The following is a 12,424-nucleotide window of genomic DNA, read 5'->3' as shown; positions in this document are numbered from 1 at the left end:
GCACCGCGCCAGCCGGGGGTATAGGTCTAAGGTCCGTTTGAAGTGTGGCCATGCATTGGGCCAGACTGCCGACGTCGACGGGGACCTACTTTTCTAGCGGGTTTCACACCTTGCTCAAAAGTGTCCACGGCGACGGGCGCCTGACATCCGGCCCAGCCGGCGTTGGTCGGCGTTAACCTTGTTTTTGGGTTGGTTGGAGGCACTGCCGACCGATGGAAGCCTTGTCCCCGCACGCCATTCTGGCCGCGATCGTCGACTCGTCGGACGATGCCATCATCAGCAAGACGCTGGATGGCACCGTCACCAGTTGGAACGCGGCGGCGGAGCGTCTGTTCGGTTACACCGCCGATGAAATGATCGGCCGCAACATCGCGGTGCTGGCCCCCCCTGGGCGCGAGGCGGAGATGCCCAGCATCCTCGCCCGCCTGAAACAGGGGGAGCGCGTCAGCCATTTTGAAACGCTGCGCCGCCACAAGGATGGCCACACGCTGGAAATCTCGCTGACCGTCTCGCCGTTGCGCGACGCTGACGGCAACCTGATCGGCGCGTCCAAGATCGCCCGCGACATCTCGCAGAATCGCCGCTCTGAACGCCAGATCTCCTTCCTGATGCAGGAGGTCGATCATCGCGCCAAGAACGCGCTGGCGGTGGTGCAATCCATCCTGCGGCTGACGCGAGCGGAGTCAGTAGACGATTTCGTCGCCCTGGTGGAGGGGCGCATCTCCGCGCTCGCCGCCATACACAGCCAAGTCGCCAGCCGGCAGTGGGTGGGCACCGACATGGACAGCCTGGCCCACATCTCCTTCGATCCCTTCGATCCCAGCGGCGCCCGCGTCACCCGCAGCGGGCCGCAGACGGTGCTGGGCCCCCAGGCCTCGCAGGCGCTGGGCCTGGCGCTGTACGAGCTGGCGGGCAACGCCGCCCGCTACGGCGCCCTGAATCATCCGGACGGCCACGTCGATCTGTCGTGGCAGAGCGACGACAACGCGCTGTCGGTCAACTGGCGCGAATGGGGCCTGCACGACATCCGCCCACCGATGCGCAAGGGCTTCGGCCTGACCGTGTGCCAGCTGTTGCTGGCGGGGCAGTTGGGCGGGCGTCTGGACTTCGACTGGCAGGAGGGCGGTCTGGCCCTGGGCATCAGCCTGCCGCGCGCCAACCTGTTGAACTGACGTTCCCGGGTCGGGCCTTAGGCCGCCTGCGCTTGTGCCTCCAAGCGCCCGGCCGGTGTGGGCTTCAGCCCGAACCAGGGCCGCAGCGGGTTCACACGCCGCACCGCCTCGTAGACGGCGAGGCAGGTGGCGAAGGTGCCCAGGATCAGCAGCGGCGCCTCCAACCCCTGGGGCAGGCCCGCCTTGGCTAGGTAATGGCCCAGGACGACGGTCGCCGTCTGATGCACCAGATAGAAGGGGAACACGGCCGGCACCAGATAGCGCAGGGCGGCGCTGTCACGGGTCAGATGGCGGGCGCCGAAACCCAGCACGGCGGCGATGGCGGCCCATTGGTCTGCCGCATAGACGAAGCGCATGACGGCGCGCAAGGCCTCGGGCGGCACCGCATCGTCCGCGCGGTAGGCCCAAGCGTAGGTGGCGAAGATGGCGTAGGCGGGCAGGGCCACCAGCAGCGCCGGCCAGCGCAGGCGTAAGAAGCCCTGGCGCAGCGTTTCCGACTTCGCCATCAAGAAGCCGAACAGGAAGGCGCTGAACGACAGGGCGTGGTCGTACCAGTCGTTGACGATCCAGTGCGTCATGGGGAAGCGGTCCAACAGGGCATAACGGATCAGGCCCAGGAACAGGAGGGGCAGCACCAGCAGGCGCCAGCCACCCAAGGCCCATTCCATGCCGCGCTCCAGCCGCCTCAGCAGTTCCCTCCCGACAGCCAGCAGGCCGCACAGCACCAGGGTGTAGGCCAGCAGATAGGCCACAAACCACATGTGGTTATAGGTCGGGGTCGCCAGGCAGTCCGTCCCCCGGCACCAATGGCCGCTGCCGGTGACGTATTTCAGATAAAAGGCCGCGTAGGGCAGGGCCTGATCCGGCACCTTCTCCACGATCTCGAAAAAGCTCTGCGGCGGCACGATGACGAAGATGGCCAGCAGCAGGGGCGGCAGCAGCCGGGCCACCCGGGCACGGGTCAGCGCCCCCACCGCCATCTTGCCGTCCATGACCATCTTGTCCGCCAGGAAACGGGTGGCGGCACCGGAAACCAGGAATAGCAGCGTCAACCGCCATGGGCTGGTCAGCATCATGATGGGTTCCAGCGCCGGAACCGTATGCGGGCTTTTCACGTGCCAGTCCCACGGCACGTAGAACATGCCCACGTGATAGAGGATCAGCAGGAAGAAGGCGATGACGCGGATCCAGTCCAGGTCATACCGGCGTGTCGAGAAGGGGGAAGAAGCGGAAACGGACATCGGCGTCGCATCCTCATGATCAAGCTGGCCGGGGCACCGGCAATGGCGCTACGCTGGCACCCGACCGCCGGCGCCCCCAAGAGGCGAGGGTGCGGGCGGCGGGATAAAGGGCGCGGATGGGGATTGAACGGCGATGTCCACGGCACCAGCGGCGGAAGGAACGGCGCAGGCGGTGATGCTGCCGGGATGGCGGCTGTCGGCGCGCGCCACCTGGGCCTTGGTGTGGCTGGTCTTCTATTTCCTGCCGACCACCATCAACGTGCTGTCCGTCCTGTCGGAGCATAAGCGGGACGGCCGCCCCATCGCCGCGTGGGAACCGATGTGCTGGGAATATTCCAGCGCGCTGGGCGGCCTGGCGGCGCTGCCGCTGGTGTATCTCGGGATCAGGCGGGCGCCGGGCTGGGCGCGGGCACCGCTGCGCACCCTGGGCCTGCACCTGCTGCTGATGATCGCCTATGGCGTCGTACACATCAGCCTGATGATGGGCCTTCGTGTCATCGTGTACGCCCTGGTGGGCGGCCACTATCACAACGCCGGCAGTTGGGCCGACATCTTCCTCTACGAGGTCCGCAAGGACGCGCTGACGTATCTGATCGCCGCCGCCATCCTGACCATGGGGCGGCAGTTGGTACGGCTGTCGCGCGTGGTGGCGCTGGTGGAGGCGCAGCAGGCCGCGGTGGTTTCAGCGCCGATCGCACCCCCGCTCCCCGAACCGCCGGCCCCCGAACCGCCAGCCCGCCTGGAATTGAAGGTCGGCACCCGCCGGGTGTTCGTGGCACCGGAGGAGATCATCCAGGTCAGCGCCGCCGGCAAGTATGTCGAGGTCATGACGAGGGAACGGGTGCACCTGGTCCGCCGCTCCCTGGCCGACATCCAGTCCGACCTGCCGCCCCATCTGTTCGTGCGCGTCCACCGCTCCCGCCTGCTGAACCGCGCCACTATCCAGCGCGTGGACAGCCGCCCCTCCGGCGACCTGGACATCACCCTGACCACCGGCCTGACGGTAACCGCCAGCAGGCGCTACAAGGCGGAGCTGCTGGAGGTTTGATGGCCGGTGTCCTCAGCTGTCAGAAGCGGTTTTCTTCCTCGGCAAGGGGCAATGGTCCAACGTATCGCGTGTCCAGCGCAGATGCGCTGGATGCTCACCAGGTAGGGCCGGGCAGGCGATATAGCCGTGGCTCGCCGCCGCCTTCTCCACGATGCCGGTGGTGATGGGGGACGCCAGGAATGCCAGCACGATCCCCAAAAACGCCACCCCCAGGCAAATCACCGGACCATTAATGTGGCTGGCTGGTTGCTTGGTTCTGCTCCGGTCGCGTCTGGCAGGATCAATCTTAGGGGCTCGGAACAGCGTCATCGCCGCGAAGGCGAAGAGCGTGACAGCCAATGGCAGACCAGTGGCATCTCGGGGCGCTAGGGTGATCAGAGGGGCGTCCGCGCCAAGATCGTGAGCGATGGGAAGCAGGCTGAATAAAGCCAGACACAATAACCCGCCGCCCACTGCGGCGAATCCCAGGAACACCGGAGCGGCCCTCAGCCGTTCGCGCAAAGCGGACATTTCCATCACCAATGCGCCAACTCCCACCGTACCCAGTCCGCCCGGCGACTCATCAGGCTTATAGAGGCCATCGCTGACCACTATTCCAGCGGCGAGAGCCATAAGGAACGGCCTGCAAGCGAAACTGCCAACGAGGGCAAGACTTACCACCGAACTCGATATAACTTCTCCAGGAAGGGAAACCCGCTCCTTCGACTTAAATCATGGACCACCCGCCCCATTCCCTCGCACGAAGCGCACGATGGCGCTGGTGATGCCGGGGTTGATGGCCAGACCGGGGTCGGTATAGGTGGCCAGGTTGCCGGCGCGGTCGTTCAGAGGCGCGTTCTTCATCATGTGGTTCACGCCCTCCAACCGCTCCAGCCGCACGCCTTGGCGGGCCTGGGACAGGCGTATGGCGTCGGACATGTCGATCTGGATGTCGTTGGTGCCCTGAAGCACCAGCACGGGTTGGCTGGTGCGGGCCAGTTCCGCCGCCGGGTCTATGGTCAGTTCCGAGATCAGGTAGGGCTGGATGCTGGGGCGGAACAGGCTCATCAGCGGCGGCGGAACCTTGGTGACCGGCCGGCCTTGCTCCAGCTGGGTGATGGCGTCCAGCGCGGCCCGCTGTACGTCCAGGGCCAAGTCCGTACGCGGCAGCTGCTGGCGCATCATGTCGCCGTACGTGCGGCCGGGGGTGGCCACCAGGATCAGGCCCGCCACCGGCGCCTGTTCGGCCAGCAGGATGGCGGTCAGCCCGCCCTCGCTATGGCCCAGCAGGAAGATGGGGCCGATGCCCGGCTGGGCGCGCAGGAAGGCCAGCCACTGGCCGGTGTCCTGCACATAGGTGTTCAGCCGCAGGTCCTCCTCCCGCGCCAGGGCGGCCTTGCTGGCGCCCACACCGCGCTTGTCGATGCGCAGGCTGGCGATGCCCTTCAGGGCCAGGGACTGGGCCAACTGGCGCAGGGCGTCGGTGCGCAGCGACGGGCCGTTGCCGTTGCGGTCTACCGGACCGGAGGCCGGCACCATCAGCACGGCGGGGATGGGCCCGGGCGGGGCCGTGTCCGGCATCTGCAGCGTGCCGGCCAAAGGACCGGGGCCGCCGTTGACCGTGACCTCCTGCTCCATTGCGCCGGCCCGGCCCGTGGTGAGCCCCGTAGCGAACAGGGCGACCAGCAGCAGAACCCCTTTCCAATGCCGTGCGCGCATCATCCATCCTCCGCTTACCGTCCGCCATCCCGGCGCGGAACCGGCAGGGGGGTCACCAGGCCAAGGTAGAGGTCGCGCATGCGCCGGCCCACCTCAGCCTCGCCGAACTCCGGGTCCACCACCCCGCGGCTGGCCAGGCCCAAGCGGCGGCGCAGGGCCGCGTCCTGCGCCAGGCGGGCCAGCGCGGCCGCCAGCGCCGCCGGATCGCGGGGCGGGGCCAACAGGGCGTTGCGCCCCTCCACCGCCACCTCGCGGCTGCCCGGCACGTCGGTCGCCACGATGGCGCGGCCGCAGGCTGCCGCTTCCAGCAGGCTCTTGGGCACGCCTTCGCCGCCCCGCGAGGCCAGCACGGCGATGCTGGCGCGGGCCCAGACGGTGCGCACGTCGCTGACGGCGCCCAGCCATTCGATGCCGGACTCTACCGCCCAAGCGTCCAGGGTCGCGCGGGGGATGGCGGCCGGGCTGTCGGTGTCGGGCGCGCCGGCCAGGATCAGGTGCAGATCGATGCCTTGGGCGCGCACGAGACGCACGGCGGCCACCAGATCCTCTACCCCCTTCAGGGTCAGCATGCGCGAAACCTGGGCGCAGGTGACGGGTCCCAGGGGCTCCGCCAGTTCCTCATAGTGGGTGAGATCGACGCCGGAGCCGCGGATCAGGCGCGCCGTCGGCGGCCGGGGCCAGCCGGCGGCCAGCAGGGCGGCGTCGTCGCCGTTCTGCACCACCAGGGCCTGGCTCCGGCGCCAACCGGCGGCGTTCAGCGCCAGGCGCAAGAGCACCCGGCCCAAGCCCGCCTTGGTTCCCGTGCCCGACAGGCCCAGGCCCAGACCGGCCAGGGTAGCGACCACCCGGGTGTCGCGCAGGCCGGCCAGGAACAGCGCGAAGCCGCCCAGCACCGTGGGCTTCACCGCAATATGGTGGATGATGGTGGGCCGTTCCCGGCGGTAGAGCCGCGCCAGGCGGCGAATGTCGCCCAGGGCGTTCAAGGGGTTGAAACTGCCGCGCCGCCAGGGCAGGGCGATGACGCGGAACCCCTCCGCCGCGATGGCCGGCCCATCCTTGGCCACCCGGCAGGCCACGGCGACGTCGAACCCGGCGTCGCGAGCCGCCCGCGCTGTCGGCAGACGGTGGGACCGGAAATACCAGTCCTCCGTCACGACGAACAGCAAGGTGGGGCGGGGGGCGTCAGGCATGATGACCAAGGCAGCGTCCACTAATGTGATGGCAGGGAACAGGGAGCGAGTTCTACCGATTTTCCGACTGCCTGTCGTATACGTCCTGTCGGATAGGCGAACCTGTCCCTAGCAGGGCGCACAACCGGCGCTGGTTCGACCGCGCCTTGGGCCTGACCGATCTGATGTACTATTTTGCCGGCAAGAACGGCATGTACCGCATCGACGCCACGGTGCTGGATGCGCCAACCTGAAGCGACATCTAACGTGTGATTTACTGAACAAGCTAATGATTTTATTCCATAATAATCAATCCTGAGAAAGTGGATGAAGATGACGCAGCGCCCACGTTTCCACCTGGCTTTCCCCGTTCATGACCTGGCCGCCGCCCGCGCCTTCTATGGGGAGCTGCTGGGCTGCCCCGAGGGGCGCAGCTCGCCGGAGTGGGTAGATTTCGACCTCTATGGCCATCAGATCGTGGCCCACCTGGTGCCGGGCAAGGCGGCGGCGCCCAGCGACGATCACAACCCGGTGGACGGTCACGAGGTGCCGGTGCCCCACTTCGGCCTGATTCTGGCCTGGGACGACTGGACCGCCCTGGCCGATCGCCTGCGCGACGGCGGGCAGACCTTCGTCATCGAGCCTTATGTCCGCTTCAAGGGCCAGGTGGGGGAGCAAGGCACCATGTTCCTGTACGACCCCAGCGGCAATGCCTTGGAATTCAAGGCGTTTCGTGATGAATCCCTAATCTTCGCCAAGTAGCCGACCGTAACAAGTAACCGCCCGTAACCGGCGGCGGCCTTTGTTGCAGGGCCAGGGAAAATTGCTACGGCATTGCAACACTTGCGTTTCTTGGGCTTCCCGGTGCCGCCGCCCCATGATGTCCTGTTCCCACACGGCCTTTCTTAAGGTGGGGAGTGAACATGAGACGGACGTTGTGGGGGGTGCCGGTGATGGCCGCCGCCCTGGCCCTGGGCGGCGGCGCCCCGGCGGCGGAGCCCAAGGACATCCGGGCGGCCCTGGACCAGGCGGTCCCCGGCTTGTTGGCGGGCGCCAAGGTGCCCAGCGTTTCCATCGCCGAGATCGAGGATGGCAAGGTCGCGCTGACCGCCGCCTATGGAGAGCAAAGTCCCGGCGTGCGCGCCACGCCGGCCACGCTGTACAACATCGCCTCGCTGACCAAGCCCATCACGGCGGAGGTGGTGCTGCGCCTGGCCGCGCGGAAGACGGTGTCACTGGACGCGCCCATGGCCGACTACTGGACGGATCCCGACATCGCCAGTGACGACCGCCGCCAGCTGCTGACCCCGCGCCTGGCGCTCAGCCACCAGACGGGCTTCCCCAACTGGCGGGGGCAAGGCAAGCCGCTGGCCTTCCAGTTCACGCCCGGCACCTCCTACGGCTACTCGGGGGAGGGCTACCAGTACGTCGCCCGCTATGTGGAGAAGAAGACGGGGCAGGATTTCGAGAGCCTGGCCCAAGCCGTCCTGTTCAAGCCGGCGGGCATGAACGACACCGCCAGCGGGCACAAGCCCTGGTTCGACGGCCGCGTCGCCGTGCCCACGGACGCGTCCGGCAAGGCGCTGCAGCCGGGCTACGCCACCACGTACAACGCCGCCGACCTGATCTACACCACGGCCGGCGACTACGCGCGCTTCATCACCAGCGTGATGAGGGACCAGGATTTGACCACAAGCCTGGCTGCGGACCGCCGCCATATCCAGGTCAGCCAGAGGACGGAGATGTGCGCCGGCGCCAAGGCCGCCACCTGCCCGGCCGAGGCCGGCTTCGGCCTGGGCTGGCAGGTGCTGGAGTTCAACGGCGAGACCGTGATGATGCACACCGGCCGGGACGAGGGGGTTGCCACCTTCGCGTGGTACAGCCCGACCACCCGGAAAGGGGGGGTGTTCCTGACCAACAGCGACAACGGTTTCCAACTGGTGCTCCCGGTGTTCGAGGCCCTAGGCGCCAGCCCCACCTTCCTAGCCTACCTGCGCGGGCAGTCCTGACCGGCACGGGGCCTGAGGCCCGCATTACACCGAAGATTTTTCCGGCGGCGGTGTCGGATCCGGGCATACTCGGCCGTCCTGGGGAAGAACCGGTTTCAAACCGGCCGTCCCGCCGCTGGAGGATCACCCATGCTGTACGCCATCCTGTGCTATCACCGCGAAGACGTCGTCGGTTCCTGGACCAAGGAGGAGGATGACGCCGTGATGGCCAAGCTGTCGGTGGTGCATGAGAAATTGGCGCGCGAGGGCCGCCTGGGCCCTGTGGCTCGGCTGCTGCCCACGACGGCCGCCACCACGTTGCGCAAGGACAGCGACCCGCCGCTGGTGATTGACGGCCCCTTCGCCGAAACCAAGGAACAGCTGCTGGGCTTCTACCTGGTGGAAGGCGAAACGCTGGAGCAGATCTTGGACACCGCCCGCGAGCTGGGCCGTGCCAACCCGGGCGGCAGCTACGAGATCCGCCCGGTGGGCCTCTACCACCCGGCGCCGGCGACCGTTTCCACTGGGGCGTGAGATCATGGCCGAGGCCGCGGACATGGCCTGGATCAACACCGCGCTGACGGCCGCCCGGCCCCAGGCGATGGGGGCCTTGCTGCGCTATTTCCGCGACCTGGACACAGCGGAGGAGGCATTCCAGGAGGCATCCCTGCGGGCGTTGAAGGCATGGCCGCGCAATGGTCCGCCGCGCGATCCCGCCGCCTGGCTGATCTTCGTCGGACGGAACGCCACCCTGGACACGGTGCGCCGCCTGGCGCGCCAGCAACCCCTGCCGGACGAGGACACGCTGGCCGATGGCGATGGCGGGGAGGGGGATGCCGAGGCCGAACTGGCGGAACGCCTGGACGGCGCCGGCTACCGCGACGACATCCTGCGCCTGCTGTTCATCTGCTGCCCGCCGGACCTGCCGGCCACGCAGCAGATCGCCGTGGCCCTGCGCATCGTCTCCGGCCTCAGCGTGGCGGAGATCGCGCGCGCCTTCCTGGTCAGCGACAGCGCCATGGAACAGCGCATCACCCGGGCCAAGGCGCGCATCACCCGGTCGGGCGTGCCCTTCGAAACCCCCGGCGCGCCGGAGCGGGTGGCCCGCCTGGGCGCCGTCGCCGCCATGCTGTACCTGCTGTTCAACGAGGGCTATTCCGCCGGCGGCGACACGACGGAACGCCGGGCACCCCTGACGCATGAAGCCATCCGCCTGGCCCGCCTGCTGCTGCGCCTGTTCCCGTCGGAACCGGAGATCATGGGCCTGCTGGCGCTGATGCTGCTGCAACAGGCGCGATCCGCCGCCCGCTTCGACAGTGAGGGCAACCTGGTGCTACTGGAGGACCAGGACCGCGGCCGCTGGAACGCCCCCATGATCGCGGAGGGCCTAGCCCTGATCGACAAGGCCATGCGCCACGGCCAGCCCACCCCCTACCTGGTGCAAGCGGCCATCTCCGCCCTGCATGCCCGGGCGGCCACGGCGGCCGAGACGGACTGGACGCAGATCGACCTGCTGTACGCCACGCTGGAACACATCCAGCCCTCGCCGGTGGTGACGCTGAACCGCTCCGTCGCCACGGCCAAGGTGCGGGGGCCGGCGGCGGCCCTGGCCATGATCGAGCCCCTGGGCGAGCGGCTGGCGGGCTACTTCCACTTCTTCGGGGTGAAGGGCGCCTATCTAACCCAGCTGGGCCGCACGGCGGAGGCGCGGGTGGCCTTCGATCGCGCCATCGCCCTGGCCCACACGCCGGCGGAGGCCGCCCACATCCGCCAGCACCTGGACCGGCTGGTGCGGGATGCCGCGCCGTCCTGAAAAAAATTGCGGTCCCCTGTCGGGACGGGAATGCGGCCGCCGTCCTTAGGGCAAGCCCGCGTCCCCGCGTGGCCGACGCAGTTAAAAACGGGAGAGCACAACCATGTCCGATACGGTTCAGCCCATTCAGCAGGGCGTCATCCCCCATCTGGTGGTCGCCGACGCCAAGGCGGCGCTGGCCTTCTACGTCCAGGGCCTGGGCGCGGAGGAGGTGTTCCGCATGCCGGCCGAGGACGGCCACCGCTTGCTGCACGCGGAAATCCGCGTGAACGGCGCCCGCCTGTTCCTACGCGACGACTTTCCCGAATACCGGGCGGAGCACGGTGGTACCAGCGCCCCGCCGGATCTGCTGAAGGGCACCAGCGCGGTCCTGCATCTGGAGGTGCCCAACTGCGACGCCGCCATGGAGCGGGCGGTGGCCGCGGGCGCCACGGTCACCATGCCGGCCATGGACGCCTTCTGGGGCGCCCGCTACGGCCAGGTGGCCGATCCCTTCGGCCACCTGTGGAGCTTCGCCCATCCGTTGGCGGCACCCGGGGAGCCGTGCCCGCTGGCCGCCGGCCAAGCCGGCTGACGCCCGACCTACGATAGCATAGGAACCCGGCACCATGACCGAGATGCCAGAATTCCGTATTTCCCGCCGCTTCGCCGCCAGCCCCTGCCTGCTGTGGTCCGCCTATACGGAGCCGGAGCGGTTGCGTCTGTGGTGGGGCCCCAAGGGCTTTACCTGGGTGCGCGGCGATCTGGACCTGCGGCCCGGCGGGACCTTCTTCTACGGCATGAAGCCGCCGGCGGGGGCCGGCGATTTCACCATGTGGGGCAAGTGGACCTTCCGCGACATCACGGCGCCCACACCATCGACGCCAGGCTTGATGTCCTTCCTCGTCTCCTTCACCGACGCCGATGGCACGCCGGTGCGCCATCCCATGAGCCCCACCTGGCCCCTGGAGATGCTGAGTACCACGGCCTTCATCGTGGACGAGGGCGGCACCCGCCTGGACTGTACCGCCGTGCCGGTCGACGCGACGGCGGAGGAGGAGGCGACCTTCGCCGCCGGGGCCGAGAGCATGCGCCAGGGCTGGGGCGGCACACTGGACCAGTTGGACGATTATCTGGCGCGGGCGCAGGCGATGCCCCAATAGGCGGGGAACCGGTGGGGACGGGCAGGGGTTGTTCGGGCGACACCCCCTCAGCAAAAGGAACGCCGGTTATGGCCGATATCCACGACGCCCGCATCCTGATTCTGGCCGCCAACGGCTTTGAGCAATCCGAACTGACCGTCCCTCGGGATGAGCTGCGCAAAGCCGGTGCCAAGGTGGACGTGGCCACCCCGGACGGCAAGCCTATCCGCGGCTGGGACCATACCGACTGGGGCGAGACGGTGGAGGCCGACCTGCGCATCGCCGACGCCAAGGTGGAGGATTATCAGGCCGTGGTGCTGCCCGGCGGCCAGATCAATCCCGACCTGCTGCGGGTGAACCCGGACGCCATGAGCCGCGTCACGGGTTTTCTGGACAGTGGCAAGGTGGTGGCGGCCATTTGTCACGGCCCTTGGCTGCTGGTGGAGGCCGACGCCCTGCGCGGCCGCCGCGTCACCTCCTACAAGTCCATACGCAAGGACGTCGAGAACGCCGGCGGCGACTGGGTGGACGAAGAGGTGGTGGTGGACAACGGCGTCATCACCAGCCGGTCCCCGGACGACCTGCCGGCCTTTGTCGCCAAAATCATCGAGGAGGTGGGTGAGGGCCGGCATACACGCTGAGCCCGGCCCGATACCCCCGGCCCGATACCCCCTGCCCAATACCCCAACGTGAAAAGGCCGGCCCCCGCGACGGGACCGGCCTTTCGGTTTTCAGGAGCCGCCGGGGTAAGGGACGGCTCAATGCAGCAGGGTTTTCCCCTGCAAATGGGCGAGCAGGGCGTGGATCTCGGGCGGCAGGGGCTCGGCAACGGCGTCACAGAACATCTCCCGGATCCGTTCATCCACCGCGTCTTGGACGATGTCGAGGGGGGTGGCATAGGCCGCCGCCGTCGAAAATCCCGCCGCCACAACGGGGGTCAGAGCCGGAGTGCGCTGAAACTCAATGCTTTTCTGCCGCTTGGTCATGACATCCTTCCCAAAAGCCTGGGCCTATGCCCTTCGCACCATGACTAAAGCGGCCAGCGGCGGCTTTGTTCCAATGTGGCAACGGGATAGCCGCCCTTCCCGTGTAAGCCGGGCGGCAGGCGACTGCGGCGATGGACGTAGGGCAGGGGCCAGCCGGTACCGCAAAATTTCCCTTCCCCTCCTTTGAA

The 12,424-nt window shown here is 68.0% G+C and carries 14 protein-coding genes; 9 read left to right on the top strand and 5 right to left on the bottom strand.

What is annotated here, in order from left to right; translation table 11 throughout:
* Window positions 1-212: 212 nt before the first annotated feature.
* A complete protein-coding gene (locus tag FBZ87_RS05735; RefSeq protein WP_145609385.1) occupies window positions 213-1,172 on the top strand; it encodes a PAS domain S-box protein in 960 nt (319 codons plus the stop codon).
* Between the two features lie 17 nt (window positions 1,173-1,189).
* Here the strand turns inward: FBZ87_RS05735 and FBZ87_RS05730 are convergent, their stop codons facing one another.
* Window positions 1,190-2,413 (bottom strand): acyltransferase family protein, encoded by a 1,224-nt coding sequence (locus tag FBZ87_RS05730; protein ID WP_145609384.1) that lies wholly within the window; start codon window positions 2,411-2,413, stop codon window positions 1,190-1,192.
* A gap of 133 nt (window positions 2,414-2,546) precedes the next feature.
* Between FBZ87_RS05730 and FBZ87_RS05725 the strand changes: the two genes are divergently transcribed.
* Window positions 2,547-3,461 (top strand): LytTR family DNA-binding domain-containing protein, encoded by a 915-nt coding sequence (locus FBZ87_RS05725; protein WP_145609383.1) that lies wholly within the window; start codon window positions 2,547-2,549, stop codon window positions 3,459-3,461.
* Window positions 3,462-3,473: 12 nt separating this feature from the next.
* On the opposite strand, the gene FBZ87_RS05720 is transcribed toward FBZ87_RS05725, so the two are convergent.
* The 3 genes from FBZ87_RS05720 to FBZ87_RS05710 all read right to left on the bottom strand — a co-directional run bounded on the left by FBZ87_RS05720 (window position 3,474) and on the right by FBZ87_RS05710 (window position 6,349).
* On the bottom strand, window positions 3,474-4,073 hold the full coding sequence (locus tag FBZ87_RS05720) for a hypothetical protein (protein WP_145609382.1): 600 nt from the start codon (window positions 4,071-4,073) through the stop codon (window positions 3,474-3,476).
* 99 nt (window positions 4,074-4,172) lie between these two features.
* Window positions 4,173-5,162: an alpha/beta hydrolase gene (locus FBZ87_RS05715; RefSeq protein ID WP_145609381.1), complete on the bottom strand. Its 990-nt coding sequence runs from the start codon at window positions 5,160-5,162 to the stop codon at window positions 4,173-4,175.
* 11 nt (window positions 5,163-5,173) lie between these two features.
* A complete protein-coding gene (locus FBZ87_RS05710; protein WP_145609380.1) occupies window positions 5,174-6,349 on the bottom strand; it encodes a glycosyltransferase family 4 protein in 1,176 nt (391 codons plus the stop codon).
* Window positions 6,350-6,661: 312 nt separating this feature from the next.
* Here FBZ87_RS05710 and FBZ87_RS05705 point away from each other — a divergent pair, with 312 nt between their 5' ends.
* The 7 genes from FBZ87_RS05705 to FBZ87_RS05675 all read left to right on the top strand — a co-directional run bounded on the left by FBZ87_RS05705 (window position 6,662) and on the right by FBZ87_RS05675 (window position 11,891).
* Window positions 6,662-7,090: a VOC family protein gene (locus tag FBZ87_RS05705; protein ID WP_145609379.1), complete on the top strand. Its 429-nt coding sequence runs from the start codon at window positions 6,662-6,664 to the stop codon at window positions 7,088-7,090.
* Between the two features lie 161 nt (window positions 7,091-7,251).
* Window positions 7,252-8,337, top strand: a complete 1,086-nt coding sequence (locus tag FBZ87_RS05700; RefSeq protein ID WP_211106854.1) for a serine hydrolase domain-containing protein — start codon at window positions 7,252-7,254, stop codon at window positions 8,335-8,337.
* Window positions 8,338-8,466: 129 nt separating this feature from the next.
* Entirely contained in the window at window positions 8,467-8,850 is a 384-nt protein-coding gene (locus tag FBZ87_RS05695; protein WP_145609378.1) for a YciI family protein, read from the top strand.
* A gap of 4 nt (window positions 8,851-8,854) precedes the next feature.
* Window positions 8,855-10,129, top strand: coding sequence for an RNA polymerase sigma factor (locus FBZ87_RS05690; RefSeq protein WP_145609377.1), 1,275 nt, complete (start codon window positions 8,855-8,857; stop codon window positions 10,127-10,129).
* Window positions 10,130-10,232: 103 nt separating this feature from the next.
* Entirely contained in the window at window positions 10,233-10,703 is a 471-nt protein-coding gene (locus FBZ87_RS05685; RefSeq protein WP_145609376.1) for a VOC family protein, read from the top strand.
* 34 nt (window positions 10,704-10,737) lie between these two features.
* Window positions 10,738-11,271 (top strand): SRPBCC family protein, encoded by a 534-nt coding sequence (locus FBZ87_RS05680; protein WP_145609375.1) that lies wholly within the window; start codon window positions 10,738-10,740, stop codon window positions 11,269-11,271.
* Window positions 11,272-11,339: 68 nt separating this feature from the next.
* Window positions 11,340-11,891, top strand: coding sequence for a type 1 glutamine amidotransferase domain-containing protein (locus tag FBZ87_RS05675; protein WP_145609374.1), 552 nt, complete (start codon window positions 11,340-11,342; stop codon window positions 11,889-11,891).
* Between the two features lie 117 nt (window positions 11,892-12,008).
* Here the strand turns inward: FBZ87_RS05675 and FBZ87_RS05670 are convergent, their stop codons facing one another.
* A complete protein-coding gene (locus FBZ87_RS05670; RefSeq protein WP_145609373.1) occupies window positions 12,009-12,236 on the bottom strand; it encodes a hypothetical protein in 228 nt (75 codons plus the stop codon).
* Between the last annotated feature and the right edge of the window lie 188 nt (window positions 12,237-12,424).

Source organism: Nitrospirillum amazonense (genome assembly GCF_007828035.1).
Lineage (GTDB): Bacteria > Pseudomonadota > Alphaproteobacteria > Azospirillales > Azospirillaceae > Nitrospirillum > Nitrospirillum amazonense.
Note: the sequence above shows the minus strand (reverse complement) of the source record. Positions and strands in the feature narration are given on the sequence as shown.

Excerpts from the sequence above, each read along its gene's own strand:
- FBZ87_RS05735 (WP_145609385.1), top strand. The coding sequence starts at position 213 with ATGGAAGCCTTGTCCCCGCACGCCATTCTGGCCGCGATCGTCGACTCG.
- FBZ87_RS05730 (WP_145609384.1), bottom strand. The coding sequence starts at position 2,413 with ATGTCCGTTTCCGCTTCTTCCCCCTTCTCGACACGCCGGTATGACCTG.
- FBZ87_RS05725 (WP_145609383.1), top strand. The coding sequence starts at position 2,547 with ATGTCCACGGCACCAGCGGCGGAAGGAACGGCGCAGGCGGTGATGCTG.
- FBZ87_RS05720 (WP_145609382.1), bottom strand. The coding sequence starts at position 4,073 with ATGGCTCTCGCCGCTGGAATAGTGGTCAGCGATGGCCTCTATAAGCCT.
- FBZ87_RS05715 (WP_145609381.1), bottom strand. The coding sequence starts at position 5,162 with ATGATGCGCGCACGGCATTGGAAAGGGGTTCTGCTGCTGGTCGCCCTG.
- FBZ87_RS05710 (WP_145609380.1), bottom strand. The coding sequence starts at position 6,349 with ATGCCTGACGCCCCCCGCCCCACCTTGCTGTTCGTCGTGACGGAGGAC.
- FBZ87_RS05705 (WP_145609379.1), top strand. The coding sequence starts at position 6,662 with ATGACGCAGCGCCCACGTTTCCACCTGGCTTTCCCCGTTCATGACCTG.
- FBZ87_RS05700 (WP_211106854.1), top strand. The coding sequence starts at position 7,252 with ATGAGACGGACGTTGTGGGGGGTGCCGGTGATGGCCGCCGCCCTGGCC.
- FBZ87_RS05695 (WP_145609378.1), top strand. The coding sequence starts at position 8,467 with ATGCTGTACGCCATCCTGTGCTATCACCGCGAAGACGTCGTCGGTTCC.
- FBZ87_RS05690 (WP_145609377.1), top strand. The coding sequence starts at position 8,855 with ATGGCCGAGGCCGCGGACATGGCCTGGATCAACACCGCGCTGACGGCC.
- FBZ87_RS05685 (WP_145609376.1), top strand. The coding sequence starts at position 10,233 with ATGTCCGATACGGTTCAGCCCATTCAGCAGGGCGTCATCCCCCATCTG.
- FBZ87_RS05680 (WP_145609375.1), top strand. The coding sequence starts at position 10,738 with ATGACCGAGATGCCAGAATTCCGTATTTCCCGCCGCTTCGCCGCCAGC.
- FBZ87_RS05675 (WP_145609374.1), top strand. The coding sequence starts at position 11,340 with ATGGCCGATATCCACGACGCCCGCATCCTGATTCTGGCCGCCAACGGC.
- FBZ87_RS05670 (WP_145609373.1), bottom strand. The coding sequence starts at position 12,236 with ATGACCAAGCGGCAGAAAAGCATTGAGTTTCAGCGCACTCCGGCTCTG.